This window comes from Microcystis sp. 0824 (assembly GCF_003112475.1).
In the GTDB taxonomy this organism is placed as follows: domain Bacteria; phylum Cyanobacteriota; class Cyanobacteriia; order Cyanobacteriales; family Microcystaceae; genus Microcystis; species Microcystis aeruginosa_C.
This window is the reverse complement of sequence record NZ_BDSM01000053.1, coordinates 1-18056: the sequence shown is the minus strand read 5'-3', so window position 1 is coordinate 18056 and position 18056 is coordinate 1. Positions and strand designations below refer to the sequence as shown.

At 44.2% G+C, this 18056-nt stretch carries 12 protein-coding genes; 8 read left to right on the top strand and 4 right to left on the bottom strand.

Features of this window, described 5'->3' with window-relative positions:
- Positions 1–19: 19 nt before the first annotated feature.
- Positions 20–997, top strand: coding sequence for a malate dehydrogenase (gene mdh / locus N0824_RS17410; RefSeq protein ID WP_108937671.1), 978 nt, complete (start codon positions 20–22; stop codon positions 995–997).
- On the opposite strand, the gene N0824_RS17405 is transcribed toward mdh, so the two are convergent.
- The 3 genes from N0824_RS17405 to psaM form a co-directional block, all read right to left on the bottom strand.
- On the bottom strand, positions 998–2125 hold the full coding sequence (locus N0824_RS17405; protein WP_108937670.1) for a class I SAM-dependent RNA methyltransferase: 1128 nt from the start codon (positions 2123–2125) through the stop codon (positions 998–1000).
- 459 nt (positions 2126–2584) lie between these two features.
- Positions 2585–2935 (bottom strand): hypothetical protein, encoded by a 351-nt coding sequence (locus tag N0824_RS17400; protein WP_108937669.1) that lies wholly within the window; start codon positions 2933–2935, stop codon positions 2585–2587.
- A gap of 155 nt (positions 2936–3090) precedes the next feature.
- Positions 3091–3183, bottom strand: coding sequence for a photosystem I reaction center subunit XII (gene psaM, locus N0824_RS17395; protein ID WP_012264462.1), 93 nt, complete (start codon positions 3181–3183; stop codon positions 3091–3093).
- Positions 3184–3372: 189 nt separating this feature from the next.
- On the opposite strand from psaM, the gene N0824_RS17390 reads away from it, so the two are divergent.
- Both N0824_RS17390 and N0824_RS17385 read left to right on the top strand, forming a co-directional pair.
- Positions 3373–4092 carry a TerC family protein gene (locus tag N0824_RS17390; RefSeq protein ID WP_108937668.1) on the top strand — a complete coding sequence of 240 codons (720 nt, stop codon included), beginning with the start codon at positions 3373–3375 and terminating at the stop codon, positions 4090–4092.
- A gap of 97 nt (positions 4093–4189) precedes the next feature.
- The gene (locus tag N0824_RS17385; RefSeq protein WP_108937667.1) at positions 4190–4672 is read left to right on the top strand and encodes a thiol-disulfide oxidoreductase DCC family protein; all 483 of its coding nucleotides are present in this window, start codon (positions 4190–4192) and stop codon (positions 4670–4672) included.
- A 148-nt stretch (positions 4673–4820) separates the two neighbouring features.
- On the opposite strand, the gene N0824_RS17380 is transcribed toward N0824_RS17385, so the two are convergent.
- Positions 4821–5495 (bottom strand): cadmium resistance transporter, encoded by a 675-nt coding sequence (locus N0824_RS17380; protein ID WP_108937666.1) that lies wholly within the window; start codon positions 5493–5495, stop codon positions 4821–4823.
- 216 nt (positions 5496–5711) lie between these two features.
- Between N0824_RS17380 and N0824_RS17375 the strand changes: the two genes are divergently transcribed.
- The 5 genes from N0824_RS17375 (at position 5712) to N0824_RS17355 (ending at position 17463) form a co-directional block, all read left to right on the top strand.
- Positions 5712–6974 carry a sulfonate ABC transporter substrate-binding protein gene (locus N0824_RS17375; RefSeq protein WP_108937665.1) on the top strand — a complete coding sequence of 421 codons (1263 nt, stop codon included), beginning with the start codon at positions 5712–5714 and terminating at the stop codon, positions 6972–6974.
- A gap of 564 nt (positions 6975–7538) precedes the next feature.
- On the top strand, positions 7539–11987 hold the full coding sequence (locus tag N0824_RS17370; protein ID WP_108937664.1) for a hypothetical protein: 4449 nt from the start codon (positions 7539–7541) through the stop codon (positions 11985–11987).
- Complete coding sequence (locus N0824_RS17365) at positions 11980–12174, top strand: hypothetical protein (RefSeq protein ID WP_072923865.1); 195 nt, start codon at positions 11980–11982, stop codon at positions 12172–12174. Before N0824_RS17370 ends, N0824_RS17365 begins: the two co-directional genes overlap by 8 nt.
- A gap of 48 nt (positions 12175–12222) precedes the next feature.
- Entirely contained in the window at positions 12223–14193 is a 1971-nt protein-coding gene (locus N0824_RS17360) for a hypothetical protein (protein WP_108937663.1), read from the top strand.
- A 300-nt stretch (positions 14194–14493) separates the two neighbouring features.
- Positions 14494–17463, top strand: a complete 2970-nt coding sequence (locus tag N0824_RS17355) for a DUF6603 domain-containing protein (RefSeq protein ID WP_108937662.1) — start codon at positions 14494–14496, stop codon at positions 17461–17463.
- Positions 17464–18056: the final 593 nt, after the last annotated feature.

Here is an 18056-nt window from a genome sequence, read left to right as displayed (position 1 = left end):
ATTGCCTCATCCATAAACCATGGTTGACTTCTACGATACACCCATCCCCTGTCAATCGCCCCGAGTCTCGGTTATTGGTGCTGGCAACGTCGGACGCACCCTGGCCCAACGCATCGCCGAAAAAAACCTCGCCGATGTGGTTCTCCTCGATATCGTCAATGGTTTACCCCAGGGTATTGCCCTAGATTTGATGGAAGCCCAGGGCATAGAAATGCACGACAGCGAGATTATCGGCACTAATAACTACGAAGACACGGCAGGTTCGGATATTGTCGTGATTACGGCTGGATTAGCCAGAAAACCGGGCATGAGTCGCGATGATCTCATGAATGTCAATGCTAAAATTGTCGTCGAGGCCGCCACTAAATGCCTCAAGTATTCTCCGGAAGCCATTTTTATCGTCATCACCAATCCCCTTGATGTGATGACCTATCTAGTCTGGCAAGCAACCGGTTTACCCCCCCAAAGAGTGATGGGAATGGCAGGAGTCCTCGATTCTTCCCGTTTACAAACCTTTATCGCCATGGAATTGGGGGTTAGTACCGCCGACGTTCATGCTATGGTTTTGGGTGGTCACGGTGATTTAATGTTACCCCTACCCCGTTACTGTACCGTCAGTGGTGTGCCGATTACCGAATTAATGGACGAGATGACGATTAATCGTCTAGTGGAGAGAACTCGCAACGGTGGGGCTGAAATCGTCAAATTACTGCAAACTGGCGGTGCTTATTACGCCCCTGCTTCCTCTGCCTGTACCATGGTCGAGACGATATTGAGAAATCAATCCCGTTTACTGCCGGCGGCAGCCTATCTCAAGGGTGAATACGGTTTACAGGATGTCTATCTGGGGGTTCCCTGTCGCCTAGGCTGTCGGGGTGTGGAAAGTATTCTGGAAGTGCGTTTGACCGATGCTGAACGTCTGGATCTACACACTTCTGCTGCCTCAGTTCGTCAAAATGTTCATTTAGCTCTTGACAGTCTCAAGGTTTTGATGTAGTTAATACAACTCATATTTTAAGAGGGTACAGGGCAGAGAACCGTTATACAAGGGAGTGCGACGGGAAGAACGCAGACCGATTTGTTTAGTCAGTTCTTTGTTTCCCGATAAAATATAGGCTGTCCAACCCTTAAACCTCTGTTTTAAGACATCACCGAAGGATTTATATAGGGCCCCTAATTCTTCGGTATTGCCCAATCTTTTGCCGTAAGGGGGATTACAGAGAATAATCCCTTGATCGCTCGTCGGTTCTAAATCGGTGATGCTTTGCAAGCTAAAATTAATATAGTCCTGCACTTGACAAAAATAGGCGTTATCCTCGGCCTGATGCAAAACCTCATAATCGGCATCACTAGCATAAATTGGCGCATTTAGCTGAAATTTTTGTTTTTCTTTAGCTTCCTGAAGCAAAGATTGCCATAAATCCGGTTGATAGTCTGGCCATTTCTGAAATCCGAACTGGGAACGAGATAAACCGGGGGCAATATTTAAAGCTTTTAACGTCGCTTCGATGACAATGGTTCCCGAACCACAAAAAGGGTCTAAAAGCGCCATATCATCCTGCCATGCCGATAATTCTACCAAAGCAGCGGCGAGACTTTCTTTCAGAGGTGCGACTCCCATGGCCCGATGATACCCGCGACGATGCAAACTGTGGCCAGAACTATCTAAACTAAGCACACAGCGATTTTTCTCGATATGAGCGTTAATTTGCAGGTCGGGATTTTCTGTATCCACAAAAGAACGGGGATTCCCCTGCTGACGCTGTTGGTCGATAATAGCGTTTTTGATGCTTAAGGCGGTGTAATGGGTGTGATTGAGGCGATCGTTCGTTCCCGTACATTGTACCGCTAAAGTTTCCTCACTGCTGAGATAATCGCGCCAATCAATGGCTTGAATACCATCATACAGTTCCTTCCCATCCCCACAGGGAATTTCGGCAATGGGAACCAAAACTCGAAAAATAATTCTTGACCAAAGATTGACTCGATAGAGTAGGGAGATATCCCCCTGAAAATGGACTCCGGTGAATACTGGTTTCACTTCTTTGGCCCCTAGGAATTCTAATTCCCTAGCGGCAATTTCTTCTAGTCCCCTAGCGGTAGTAGCAAAATAGGATCGAGTCATTTCAGTTTTCAGTTTTCAGTTTTCAGTTTTCAGTTTTCAGTTTTCAGTTTTCAGTTTTCAGTTTTCAGTGACTAGCGCCGGTCGTTGGTAGCTTGAAATCAGAAAAATTTTAATTTTTATCCCCTTGGAAATTCCTATCTGATTCGCTCAAGTCAGTGACTTTCTCTCACATATTGGTGAGCAGCAGAAGTTGTTCAAAGAGGGCGAATGCAATTCGCCCCTACAATAATATTATCGCGCCAATGGTAGGGGCGCACTGCGTGCGCCCAAAATGTCCTATAGATATTTCTTCAAAATTCAGCTGCACCCATAATAATCCTCTTTTGTCAAGGCAGAAATGCTTAAGAATTGTGTCGCTGTGGTCATTAGTTTTATACTGACAAATGCTCAGACCGACTCTGTGGATATCTCCTCTCCTCTAGAGTCTTAACAAGTAATTGAGATCTACGAGCAGCTAATCTACTGAGAAACCCAAAAAATGCGTCTTTGATTGGGATCCCGTCGGGGACTTTGTTCCCCCATCACTTGCCGCGCTTGACTAGGATCGAAGCTGCGAGTAAATTGACCGCGCAATTGATTGACGCGTTCCTCCTTTTCTTGGGCTGCCAAACGCACTTCTTCCAGTTTTGCCTGTTGCATCTGTTGGTAGGGTAACAAACGAGCGATCGCAAAAACCGCCGTGATGGAAATGGCGCTATAGGCAATAATTCGCAGCCAAATCTCGATAACTTGCCATTTTTGGGATTTATTGCTGCTTTTTGGCTTTTTTTGTGGTTTTTTGTCGGTTTGGTTTCGTGTTCGTGCGGTCATAGATTTATGAGTACAAGTAAAATCGGTGAGAAAGGTGGCTAATTACTTTTAAGTTACACCCAATCACTGATAACTGATGACCGATAACCGAAAAAACCCCAATCAGTCTATCCTATAGCTAGGTCAGACGGGATCAGGGTTTATTGAAAGCGACTTTACTTATAAAGTTCCGTCGCTAGACGAAAAGCCAAAATCCCGGGGATTAAAGCAATTACCAGAGCGACTAGAACTTGAGTATCAGAAAGCATTGCTGATTATCTCCTCATAAAGATATTCATCCAATACTTTCCGACATCATCGGGGTCCTCTGCATCATTTCGTTACAAGACTTCATATCTCCCCACCCCGATGACGGTTATCTCCCCTAGAAAAGAAAGTTGTAAAAGCGTTAAGCTGAAGTATTGCCATGATTACATTTATTTTTACCTGCGGCCTCAATGTTAGACTCGCTCCTTGATTCATCTCTAACCCTTAGTCTAAAAACCCCGTTAATTCTGTTGGTTCTCATTGCCCTAGAAGCGGTATTATCAGCAGATAACGCCATTGCTCTCGCTTCCATAGCACAGGGATTAGGAGATCATCAGCGTCAACGTCAGGCCTTGAATATTGGCTTAGTTTTCGCCTATATTCTCCGTATGGTCTTGATTCTTACCGCCACCTGGGTGGTTAAATACTGGCAGTTTGAACTTTTGGGAGCAGTATATTTGCTCTGGTTAGTCTTTAATTACTTTGCCTCCCCGGAAGACAAAGACCACACCCATCATAGTCTCAAGTTTCAATCTCTCTGGCAAGCTATCCCCCTAATTGCCGTTACCGATTTAGCTTTTTCCCTCGATAGTGTCACCACCTCCATCGCCGTGGCCGATGATACTTGGTTAATCCTGCTTGGTGGTACGATCGGAGTAGTTACCCTGCGCTTTATGGCGGGTTTATTTATTCGCTGGTTAGAGGAATACACCCACCTAGAAGATGCCGGTTTTGTCACCGTCGGTTTGGTGGGTTTAAGATTGTTGTTGCGGGTGATTAGTCCCGATTTTGTGCCGCCGGAATGGATTATGATTAGTTTAATTGCTATCCTCTTTGCTTGGGGTTTCTCAAAACGCAACGATCGAGAACCAATAGAGAGTGATCCCATCCAATCTGATAAATTGCCATAAAATAATCATCAGGAGTCAGTCATCAGTGATCGGATTTGAGTTTTCAGTTCACTGATTACTGTTTACTGTTCACTGAAAAGAGAACCCCTAGAATATCATGTCATCTTTACCGACTCCATCTGCTGATACCTTAGAAAATTCTACTCGATCGCCCTCTTGGAAAATTAAACTCCTCTACGATGGAGAATGTCCCCTCTGCTTGCGGGAGGTCAATTTTCTGCAAAAACGGGATGCTGGGAGAGGATTAGTTGCTTTTGTCGATATTGCCGCCGAAAACTATAATCCAGAGGAAAATGGCGGGATTTCCTTCGCGGCAGCCATGGGGCGAATCCATGCTGTACTAGCCGATGGTACTATTCTCCAAAATGTGGAAGTGTTTCGCCAAGTCTATGATATTTTAGGCATTGGTTGGATTTATGCCGCTACCAAATGGCCAGTTATTGGATTTCTAGTGGATACTATCTATGAAATTTGGGCTTCTTGGCGATTAACCTTAACTGGACGACCGAATTTACAAAAAATCTTAGCAGAGCGTCAAAAACGTCTGGAATGCAACGCATCAAATCGTTGTTCTGGCTGAGTCAAAATCTTCTAACTCTACACCCCACTGGGAATCACCCCTTGGGATGGGATAATTCTGCCTAGGAAATAAATGGTGTTTTATTATCTATTCTTCAATTCTGACTCCCTTGCGAGCCAGAGATTGGCGATTTTTACAGGGGACTAATTTAGCCGATGGGAATCAACAGGCGATAGGAACCGTTATCGAGAATAATCCGTAGGCCCAACCACATCAGCACAAAGGGGAAAAGCTTACTGGCATAACGGCTGAGGACAACCGCGATCCCCGGTTGGCGGGTTAGATTATAGGAGAGAAATAACCAAGTACAGACGATTAAATAGCAGATCGGGATGATTACGGCTAACTGCGCCACGGTACTATTGGCGAATAGGGGAATATAGATACCGAGATTATTGCCGCCATTGGATATCGTGACCGCGGAAACTTTATAGGTTTGGCGATCTCTGAGGACTTGAGCGAGGGATAGTCTGCGGGAGGCGAACCCGTGAAATTGGGCGTTTCTTCGCAAATTAACCTTGCGATCTGCGGTTTCCCTCTCGTTATCGCGATTTAACGTCAGTAAATTTCTCACACCGATGAGGATCGGCAAGATTCCGAGAAGACCGATATAAATCGGCGGGATGATTAAGCCGAGTAGAAAACCCAGCAAGCTAACCGATACTAAGGCCGTAAACCCGACTAGCTCGCCGACGACGACGTGAACTGGGCGAAAGGTACGATTTACCTCGCTAAAGAAGCCGGTTAGATAAATATTGTCGTCGAAGGTGGTGGCTATGCCGGTGGCCACCGCAATTTTGACGATTTCGATCAACCAATCCATCCATACCACCTCGATCTCTCAAATGCGGGCGCAATTTTATTTTGAAACTATATCATTTTCAATACATTTATAAATGTACTTTGTTACACAATCGAGGAGTCGTGGGTTTCTATAGTATGTAGATAAAACTAATGGCAGCTATGCCGAGGGAGTTTCTAAACCCTTCCCTCTTGTCCCCTTTACCGATAATAAATCTTGTTTTCTGCGAGAAATCCCATGTTCCACCGTTCGATCAAGTGTCTCTGGAAACCGTGGCGAAATTGGCGGGCAGTTCTTCCCGCGCTGCTTTTTTTGACCAGTCTGGTGGGGAGCTTTCTCCTGGCTGGATTTTCCGACACGAACGCAAAGCGCTCGCTACGCGAGATCGCCGTCGGTCAAAATTCTCGATCCGATAACCTGATTCTGAACCTCGTCGATAGCTTTAAATTCCCCCGCAATACCACTCCCCGACTATTGGAAACCGTGGGATTATTTATCGCTGGAATTCTCTTCTGTATCGCGCTCGATCGCTGGTTCAAGCGCTCGACCCCCGACCCTATCACTCCCCTCGCCAAACAAGCGCGGCGGCTAGGAAACCTCAAGATCGGCTACCCTGAGGGCATGACCAATCTGGAAGTTCTCCGCGCCCAGGCCTTTCTGGAAAGACGCTTAAAACCCTTTGGGGTGACGGTAACGTGGACGAGTTTTCTGGCCGCTTCCTCTCTGATCGAGGCCTTGAGCAACGGAACGATCGACTTTTGCGGTGGTGGCGGTACGGCGAGTATTTTCTCCCAAGCGGCCGAACACGTCTTCGTCCGGGTAGCCAAGGAAAAATATACCGCCCCGAAAGGTCAGGCGATTCTCGTACCAGAGGATTCGCCAATAGAGACTTTGGCGGATTTAAAAGGAAAAAGAATCGCCTTCGATCGAGGTTCGAGCGCCCATTACGTCCTCATCCGCGCACTGATGAGAGTGAATCTAGAATTAAGCGATATCGAACCGGTGTATGCAACCCAACCGGAAGCACTGGCGCTTTTTCGTCGCGGTGAGATCGACGCTTGGGTGGTCTGGGTTCCCTATTCCCCCACGGAGACGCGCACCTATCCGGGAAGATCTTTGGCCGATTTGGAGAGCATCTTCGGGGAAAACGCCTCTCTAGAAGTGCCGACCTATTATTATGCGGTTCCCGAATTGGTGCGGGATTATCCCGATGTACTGAAGGTGATTTTAGAAGAGGTGAACGAGGCGGGTGCCTGGGCGAAACAACAGGAGTTAGAGGCGACGAGACGCTTGGCAGCTCACCACGAGATCGATCCAGCGATCATCACCAATCTCGAACAGAGGGCCTCTGAACGTGCCATTATCCCGATCGATGATCGCTCTCTGGTGGCCCTACAACACCAAGCTAATATCTTCCGAGACCTGAAGCTGATCCCCCATCGGGTCAAGGTGCGCGACGGAACCTACACCCTACAGACGAAACAAAATTGGACATATTAACCAGACATCGGCATTTTGGGCATCGGTTGGATTTATGCCGCTACCAAATAGCCGATGATCGGGTTTCTAGTGGATATTATCATTATTATTCTCCCTTTTTCATGAGCGCCTGTTTGCTCATTCAGCAGATGCTTTTCTAGCAGCAGAATTTAAATCATCGACAAACTTGAAATGTTTTTCGATTTTGGATTTTAGATTTTGGATTGAGACTGAAAATCCTCAAATCCTGATTAGATTTTGGCTTGTTAGAACTTCCTGTAAATATTGACTTTACTCTGTTTCTTGTTACCTTAATCCTAAAAGTTAGAACTATATTGTAACAAGAAGTAACAAGAAATAACAAGAAATAACAAGAAAATGATGAAAATTTACAAAAAAGAATACCAAAAGTGTTGACAAAGAAATCAAGAGTCCTTACCATTCAAAAAATAAGAAAAAAAACGAATCTTAAAACTGCTGCAAGTGAGTTGGGCGCATTTGCCAACCTCTCTCCAGTGGAACAGCGAAAATTCCCAAAACTGACGATTTAGGTTTCTGCTTCATTCATCCCTACATACTATAGTTATGACCACACTTCTAGTCCCAGTTTACCTTGATGCCCTCTACCTCCCCACCAAGACAAATGTACTGGGGGAAATGACTGATTATAGTAAGCTCCCCTACTATAAAAATAGCCAATTAGTAAATCGCGGTAGTGCTTATATTAGCGAAACCGTATTAACGGTTCCCTTTACACAACCCCAATTGACCTTAAAAGCAGGCATTCACCTACACTGGTCTTTGCCGGATGCGCTGACTAACGGTATAGCGAGAGATGGAGAACAAGGCATCACCTTTCCCCTTGTACCTAATCGCTGGTTAATTATAAGACGTGGGAGCAATATAGAAGAAAAAAAATGGGTTGTAGAAAGTGATTATCTGTATCCTGAAGGTGCTACACCAGAAGATACAATTAATATCCTCTATTATCCAGCTACCAATGAGTATCAACCCTATCGTTTTCTGGGGCGTAAATTAGAATTGGGAGCATGGCACTCAAGGCCAACAAATGCCCAATATATTCAGGAATTGTCCGCTATTGGACCCTTCGCCACAGTTGATGGCTTAGACAACGAAAAAATTGCCTTTGCTGGTTTTTATCCTAACTGTCGTAGTGTGTTCGGTTTTCATGATGGGGAATTCACCACCAACACAACCCCGCCCAAAGACCTACGATATGATGTCATTGGCTGGTATAGCGACGGCGAAAATGATTATCTTGACAAATTTATCAAAGAACAGTACCCAGACAGAGATCCTTTAAGCCTTTTAGACACTCTGCAAAGTAAAGCTGGCTGGACAGTAGAAATAGGCAATAACGAAAGTTTCCCCGATCGTCTTCTCTGTCATGCTTCCCTAAGTTTTGCGCCTGGTGCTTCTGTAACTAACCCACAAGCGATTAAATTCCAAGGAACGATCGCCGTAGGAAACAACCAAGAAGAAGCCATAGCAGCTTATGTAGCTCGTCAACTGGACACAACAAATACAGAAAATCGCAAAACGATTGAGGAGCAGCTAGAAGCCATACAAATGAGTGGGCGTTTAGTACAGCAAAATCTCGACTTTGGACCCAAGTTTCGACAAGGACTACACGAGGACAGCTTTACTGGCCAATGTAAAGAGATATCATGGCAGGTAGTGCCGGAATCTGATCCCAAAATTTCCCAGTCGGGAAGTGCCAACCCGGCAAATGCAGTGCAAGGCGAGGGAATAATGCAGGTGACATTATCCGCCAACATCAGTGATCGCATCAGTAAAGTTAACGAAGCACAGCGTGAATACGACCAACAATTAGCAAAAGTTGGCTCAATTCGAGAACAAGTCTATGCTGATTGGTATAAGTATATGCTGGCCACTTATTATGTTGAGACAACAGGATTCCTGGACAGAACCAATATACGGACACTGGGAACAGGATCTAATGCTATCGAAGGAAGAAGCGACAGTAATCTAGTTCAAACGTTCCTTAAGGACACTGCGGATAACAATCAATATGGAGTAAAAGCCTTAGAGAATGCCATCAAAGCTGCTGGAGTTTTGAAGGTACTAAAAAATGAACAGGATCAAAATCAAATTGTCAGTGCCTCTGTCTCTAATAATCTTCCAGGATTTCCAAATTACCCTTTTGACAGTAATTCAAAAGCAAGCCAACTGGCGCAGTCGATTAACACACTAATTGCTGAAGTGCAGCAGTTTAACAAAGAATCCCGTTTAATTGCTCCCAAAAAATCAGTCCAAGTCACTGGCGATTCTACCTTAGTGGATGACGATATTGCCATGAAGTGTTTATCTTTCGATGGCAATCAGAATTATGAAATCTCTAATTTAGGAAATATCCAGTCCCTCTCGATGTGGGTAAACATACCAGAGGGAGTTCAGGGTTCCCTTTTAGAGGTAGAAAGCACCAGCCTTTATGTTAATTCTACTAATGGAATTAGCAGCACTTTTGACAAAATTTACATTAACGGACAACAGGTAAACGGACCGATTAACTGGACAGCAATTCCTAAGAATCGGTGGGTTTTCCTCCACTTAGAGGCTAATAACCCCTTTAGTGGCACCGTCTATTTAATGTCTAACTCTTCCGGTAGCCATCGTTTACGGGGACGCATCGCCAGCGTTAGCTTCCACAAAAAACCCCTATCTCCGACCGCAATTGACCGGGATTACCAAGACAAAATCGGTTTGTTCCGACCATCTTACACCATCAAAATAGTTCCAGGGCCTCGCTATTGGCAGCCAAATGATCCCGTAGTTTTAATGACTGGGGAAGTCGCTAAACCGACTCGCAACCGTGACGACGAGCGTTTGAGGACAGATGGTTTGCTGCAATGTCAATTATTAACTGAGTCCATTGACTTGCAGAGCTTATCTGACAAGACCTTAAATATTTTTGTCCAATTTCTCAGGGAGTTTGGCAACAACCCCACAGAAAAAATTGGCTTCCGTCAATGGGCAAATCAGCCTTGGAACCCCTTCCTGTTGGAATGGCAAGTGCAATTGAAAGGACTAGAACACAAGAGTCAACAAACCAAGAACGACGACGATAAATACACCCCAAGTGTAAACTACGACACTAACATCTTCAAAGATAAATATCAATTGCGGGTCGATGGACTTGAAATCACCCCGACGGATGCAAGTGCGAATCATTTTGCTAATTATCCCGACCTTTACAGGGGAGCTAGTTTTCTCTCTTCCTCGGCTAGTGTGTTGCTCAAGGACAATCTTATAGATTACTTGACTAAGTATTTATTGCCCGACTATTACCAAGAACAAAAAATATCCCCAGACGACCAAACCGAGGACTACCTGGTCAAGAATTTTAAAGCTGTCAAGGGGTGGTATGACCGGAAAAACCCCACAGCTAGTGATCCTTTTTTTACGGCGCTGCGGGCCTATCAACAACTGCAATCTCTTAACGGCTGTCTCGCCCAGAGTCTCGGCGGCTTTAGTGATGCACTACTCACCTATAATCGGACAATTCAGTTAGATGTCAAGGATAATCTACTTCCAACAACTAAACGAGTTCCAACAACTACAACAACTAAAGGAGTAAACGACTTCCAGGAAAACGTGCAGAACACTTTAACACTTAGCTCTCTTCTCGTACCGGACAGTCTTTTGCGATCGCCTTTAATTGGATTCGACTTTAGTCCCATTCGTCTAGGAGGATTAAAAATTACTGATTTGCGACTTGTGGATACCTTTGGACAGGTTAATGTCGTGCTTGACACTAACAATAGCCGTGAGATTGTCACTAGCCAACCCCTAACACTGCCATCAGCTTTTGCTAATGTATTATCATCCCATCCCATCTACCTGCCACCCCGTTTAGCCCAACCCGCCCGCTTGAATTTTCGCTGGCTATCGGCCACTCAACCACAGCAGACTCGCCGCAGTAAAAGCAGTAAACCAGATCAGGAAATGAATGATACCCTCGCCACCAAACCAATCTGTGGCTGGGTTTTGCCCAACAACTTAGATAACAGCCTGACTATTTATGATGATGAGGGCAAGGCTCTAGTCATGATTGACCGCACCGCTAGATTGCGCTCTGTTCCGGGACGTGATTACACTGAGGAGCAAATTCAGGAAATTATTAATCAGACTAACCTTTATCTCAAGCAAATGGTCTGGTATCTGATTAACCAGGGGCCGGCATTTATGTCCGATTTCCTCACCACTGTCAATGCAGCCTTAGAAACCATTGACCCCGAAGGATTTGCTCAACATAAAGCCATCTCCTTGCTAGTGTCGCGACCTTTAGCTCTAGTACGAGCCCGCATCAATTTAGATATCCAAGGCATACCCGCCGTTAGCCAGAACAGGATATCCTTCTCTAACGATCTTTTCTACAATAAATTCCGAACCACACAAGCTTTTGAAAAGGTCAAATTCCCCATCCGTATTGGTGAATATCGGCAGTTTAATGATAGTTTGGTGGGCTACTGGGTAGAAAAAGCCGATGATGGTACTTACAAAGACAGCGTTTTTTATGCTCCCCAAAGTTGCTATGTTCCCCACGAAAAGATCAAAACCCTGTTTGAGAATAAAGAAGATCTCACCCCTGACACTCCCTTGAATCTGGAGCAAACCTTAGAGGAAAATACAGCCCAAACTCTAGTGATGTTAATCGACCCTCGTGGACAAGTTAACGCGACTTGTGGCCTACTTCCTGCTAAGAGTATTTCTATTCCGCCGGAACAGTATGTACCTGCTTTACAAGCGATGGAAGTTACCTTTTTAGCGGCACCACTTCTGAGTGATCTTAACCCAATCAATGATCTTGATCAGATCAAGCTTTCCCTTCCCGAAGTACCCAATTATGAATGGTCTTGGTTAGGAAAAGATGGTACTGTCTGGTCAAATCGTCCCCTAGTTCCCTTTGATTCTCAGTCCGTTTACTCCAGTCCACAAAAAATCTATGATGGCTGGCTAAAATTAACCAGAAAAACAGAAACTAATGAATGAAAACAAACAAATTTCCCTCGAATTAACTTTGGGGGAAGTCAACCAAGTTTTAGAAGCTTTGGGTACCATGCCTTACCGCCAAGTCTATCAACTGATTGGCAAAATCCAGAGACAAGGAGAATCCCAATTAGAGCAACCTGAATCAACCGATTCATGGACTCAAGAAGTCCAAACCGTCAGCGAATAAAGCTCAACCACATACATCAATTTCTTTTTTTTCCCAGGAGTAATGATCATGCTTAACAGAGTTCCCGAAGAAAGTCGTCAAGCCGAAGGAGCCATCAAAGGCAAAGCCATTAGTTTGGCCGGACTTTTAAGCCAAGAGCCTTTGAAATTTCAGTTTTATTACGGAGACGAAAACAACCCTGACATTATTAACACCATCTATTTAAAAGATAGTGATGCTCCCTTAAAGTTATATTTAAAGGTGTTTAATGACAGCAACGAGGTAGTTACATTTAAAGACCCCAAAGGCTCCGAGAATCCCCCTACAGGATCAGTGTGGGATGAAACACCTAGTGAGAAAAACTGCCATTTTCACCTCCATTTTGAAAAAGATTTAGGGCTTAACTCTGATGAGATAGAGATAGACCTAAATTCAGACAGTGGACAGTGGCAAGTCAATTGTCACGATGAAACAAACTTTTTTGCGGTATATTTTCTTCACAAACAAGAACTAAGGTTGGATCCGCATGCAAATATTACGATATGTTTTTCGAACCTGACAGCTAATAATCGCACTGTTAAAACCAGCAATGTTGCATTGTTGTATGGTGGAAATAATCAAGTTTCGACGGGACAAAACCAGGAAGATATTGAGGATGAAATAACCTCCAGAATCGCAATTTCTGTGATCAATCATCTCAGTAAGACGCAAATTCCTTTACAATTTCGGGTCTTAGGTTCTAATAAGATTCTCAACGATGGAACTACCAAAAACACTCTAACATTAAAAGTGATCAATTCCCCCTTGTCTAATAATGAAAGACCGATTCTCTCATTAGACCAAAGTTCAAAGTTTATTGTCAGCTTTGAGCAAGGGGAGCATCAAGACGCACTGGTGGCAACAACTAGCCAGTTAAATAATGTTCGAATCGCGGAGAGAAAGGAGGGTTGGCTCCGAACCCATACCGCCAGTTCCACTCAGTGGAGTTTTACACCCCGCGACCAGTTCAAACAATGGAAAGAAGGACAGGGAATCGAGCTATCAATTACCAATTTAGTAACAAGCAGTGCTTCTGGACTAGCTTGTATATATATTGACTATCAAAACATTGGTAGCTATCCCGATGGTCGGCTAGTTATACCTATCGAAAAAACGCCACTTTTGTATAGTGAGGAGAATGTTGGCATCGGTATTAATCAACCCCAAGCTAAACTTGATGTTGGTGGGAATGCGGTTATTAGTGGTAAGGTCGGTATTGGTACTACAACTCCTAAAATTCATCTAGCAATTGGTGATGATGACACGGGGCTACAGCAGCAAGGAGATGGCATATTAGCTATTTACACAGATAATTTTGCGCGGGTGCGAGTTGATAAAAATGGCAATGTCGGCATCGGTATTAATGAACCACCCCAAGCTAAACTTCATGTTGGTGGGAATGCGCTTATTAGTAATAAGGTCGGTATCAGTATTGGTACTACAACTCCTAAAATTCATCTAGCAATTGGTGATGATGACACTGGGCTAGATTTAGACGGCTATCAAAACCTGAGCCTCATGGTAAGAGGTGAACAACGAGTGGCAATGCCTCATGGTAAGCCTGTTGTCATCTCTGGTGGGTTGGCAGTGGGTCTTGATAGCACATCGATTGAGCGAATATTGTGTGGCAGACTCGTTGTCAGAGAGGATATAAAGCCGATGGACCCCAAGTCGGTGTCGTTTCCGCCCATGGTCTCGATGGCACTCGAGCCGGATGGTTTGGCCCTTTACGGAAACGAGATTTCTAAAGGGTTTCGCATCAACGCCGGTAATTTCCAAATAGAATTTACAGTAGGATTTAACCCTAAGCAAGTTGATAAAGCTATTGTTCTGCTTACGTCACTAGATGCAGAATGCACAGTCGATCTTGTTAGCATTTCGCCTTTTAGGGTAATTACGAGAGATGCTAAGACTCAAAAACTTAAAGACGCATCTTTTAACTTTGTTATTATTCTACCAACTTCGTCCGATCGAAAGTATCTTTACAAGTACTTTCAGTGAGTATCTCACTGAAACGATGAGTAATTATACTTAGCCTAAAAGCCACTCTTAATCGTGTCTTGGAACGAAATAGAGGCTTTAAAAGACTGCGTACATGGAGAATTAAAACAAGAATTACCCTCGAAAAGCCTATTTTCCCACTAAGTATTTATGCTTAGTGGGAAGGTGAGAGGCTCCCTCGACGCGAGCCTCTCATTATTAGCAAAATCCAGAAGCAAGGAGAATTACAATTACAGAAATCTGAACCAAAAATTCATTCTTCACTCTTAAAACTCATCAACCAAATCCCCCAACAAACCGATGACTACAAACACCGAACCCAAATTAAAAGAAGAACTGGAAAAAGGTCTTTCAAAAACCTCAAATGACGCACCGGCAAAAGGTCCAAAAATAACAATTTCTATCGGGAAAGACATCGAGTTTATCTCTGAAACTAAACCCGACAAAAAACCAAGTGAAGGTCAAACCATTGTCGCCTATACAGCTAAAGAAAAAGGAGACCCCTTCAGTATCACCCTCAATGATTTGATGGCAACCCTAGATACAAGCATCGCTGACTTGTTACCAAGTGGACTCAAGGATAAATCGATCAAGTTCAAAAATCTGATGGTGATTTACCGGAAAGAACAGAAAACAAGTAAAGGAGAATGGCTGTTTGTCCTAGATTTAGATATCGCCACCAAAATCCAATTAAAATCTCTTCCCGTAGTGCGTGGTTTAATCTCCGATGAAGTCGGTGAAAAAGAATTAGTTCCATCCCTGCGACTTGTCGCCGCGTCTAAAGCCTTTACCATCAAAGAAATTCGCGTTTTAAACGACAAAATCCCTAACAAACCCGACAAAAAAGAAGAAAAACTCATCCCCCCAATGCCAGTTCCTAAAGAAGAGGGTACACAAGAAAGCGAAGCCAAACTCTCTGTCCGTAAAGGTTTTAGCTTCTCAGGTCAATTGGGATTAGCCGATGCTGCTAAGATTTTGAGCTTGCCAGTAAGTCCACAAGCAGAAGGAGAAAAAGAAGTATTAGCTCCTGGTGGAGCAAAAGAAACAGTCACCAACAGTAACTTAGCCGTTTGGTTTGATATAGACAAAACCTTCGGACCGTTTTCACTTAAACAAATTGGCTTCCAATATGAGGAAAAAGCAAACAATCCAGAAATCGGCATCGTCATTGATGCTGCTCTCAAAATCGCTGGTTTGACCCTCGCTTGCGACGATTTAGGAGTCGGGATTGCCTTAGAAGACTTAACCCCATCCTTTAAAATATCGGGCATTGGCATAGAATACAAAAATTCAATTATCGAAATAAGCGGGGCCTTACTGCGTAAGCAAGACACAAAACATGAATATGAAGAATATCTGGGTTTAGCCAGACTCAAATTTAAAAGTTTTGGTGTCAGCGCCATCGGTGCCTATGCCTACTACAACAATGAACCCTCCCTATTTCTATATGCCGTTCTTAACGTCACTATAGTAGTTGATCCCTCCTTCATTATCACGGGATTTGCTCTGGGTTTCGGCTACAACCGCTATCTGAAAGTACCTTCCATCGACAAGTTACGAGATTTTCCCCTAGTTGCCGAAGCGGTAAAACCCACCGACAAGAAATTTTCCGATGATAGTGAACTGATTACCAAAAAACTGAGCCAGATGGATGAATATATGCCCATATCCATCGGCTCCGGCTTTGTTGCCATCGGACTCAAGTTTACCTGCTTCCAGATGTTAGACTGCTTTGCGCTGCTAACCGTCGCCTTGGGGGAAGATTTCGAGATCAACCTGTTGGGAATTGCCAAGATGGAAATTCCCACTCCGGCAAAAGACTCGAAAAATACAAGCTGTATTGCCAATATGACGATGCTCCTACGAGCCAGATTTTCTCTGAGTGAAGGAGTAATCGCCATCGAAGGTAAATTAGCCTCGGATTGCTACATCCTATCTCCAGATTGTCGCTTAACTGGTGGCTTTGCCGTCTGTCTCTGGGTTTCTGGCCCTCATGCCGGTGATTTTGTTATTACTTTAGGTGGTTATCACCCCCTATTCACAAAACCTGCCCACTATCCTACAGTCCCTCGTCTAGGCTTCCAATGGAAAGTCGGAGATTGTCTATCCCTCAAGGGAGAAATGTACTTTGCTCTGTGCGCTCATGCCATCATGGCTGGTGGCCGACTAGAAGCCAATTTCAAACTCGGTACACTGTGGGCTAACTTTGTCGCTGAGGCTCATTTCCTCATCTCTTGGAAACCCTACTACTACGAAATCCTAGTACAAATCCGAATCCAAGCCGGCTTTGGAATACTCGGACCAGTTACTTTAGGGGTGCAACTGCATTTGTGGGGCCCAGAATTTGCCGGTACAGCCACATTTAGAATTATCTTCGTCAAAGTCACTATGGAATTTGGCGATCAATCTTCTCGCTTACCAGAGCCTATCGATTGGGAAAGTTTCCAAAGTTCCTTCTTACCCCCTGCGAAATCAACAGCACAAGGTTCATCAACAGGTGCAGACGTTTGTAGTGTTGTTGTCAATCAAGGAGTCACCAAACAACTCTCACCAGCAACAACCAAAGAAGTCGCCTTTGTCGTCAATCCCAAAGAGTTAGAGCTAGTAGTTAATTCTGCTATCCCCAGCAAGCAAGCATCTTACCAAAAAAATACCCAAGATACCGAACCTCTCCGTTTTAAAGGTAAAAAGGCGAACACCGATTTTGGCGTTCGTTCCATGGGCATTAAAAAGGATCAACTCGACAGCAGCTACAACATCAAAATTACCCGGAAGACAAAGGCAGGAAACTCACAACTCGTTGATCAGAACCAGTTCCGATTTATCTCCATAACTCAAGATGTGCCAACCGCACTTTGGGGCGATGCTAAGGTTAAAGTTGTTAAAGTCAAGGGTCAAGACTCAGAACGAATTCTTCTCCCTGAAGCTAACGATCAGCAATTTGTCGAGGACGTCCTCTCCGGTTTCCGGATTGTTCCTCAAATCAAGGAAGATGTCTGTAGCACCAATATTATTGATGTCGAGAAATTGCAACACGATACCACCGCCATAAATGAGGTTTACGCTTGGCAAAAAACGACGGCTTTTTCTGGGGTTTCTACCGACAATAAAGCTCGAACTACAGCCATCAAAAACAACATTGTCAGCACCAATACTCAGAATAACCGCAACAATCTGCTACAGTCTCTCGGCTTTAATCTAGCCGATGATGTTAAATTAACCGATTCGGTGGCTAATTCTTTTGTCACTGCACCCCAGGTTAAAGCGTAATTCAATTAGGGGAGGTAAGCAGTTACGCATTTAAACCGGGTATTAACGTAAGTTGCTAGTTACAAATTTTGTCTATGATTTCTAGGTTCGATCCCCCCTAGCCCCCCTTGAAAAGGGGGGAACCAGACTCAAAGTCCCCCTTTTTAAGGGGGATTTAGGGGGATCGAACTAGCGAAGCTTATAACTAGCAACTTGGGTTATTAGAGTATGAGGAAACCCATAACTCCTCCCCTCTCCCCCCTCTCTTATACCAAATCTGATCAGGATTTTCAGGATTTGAAGATTTTCAGGATGCTCAATCCACAATCCACAATCCAAAATCCAAAATCGCCATAATCCACAATACAAAATCGATCTAGCGAAGCTTATAACTAGCAACTTGGGTTATTAGAGTATGAGGAAACCCGTAACTCCTCCCCTCTCCCCCCCTCTTATACCAAATCTGATCAGGATTTTCAGGATTTGAAGATTTTCAGGATGCTCAATCCACAATCCACAATCCAAAATCCAAAATCGCCATAATCCACAATACAAAATCGATCTAGCGAAGCTTATAACTAGCAACTTGGGTTATTAGAGTATGAGTAAACCCG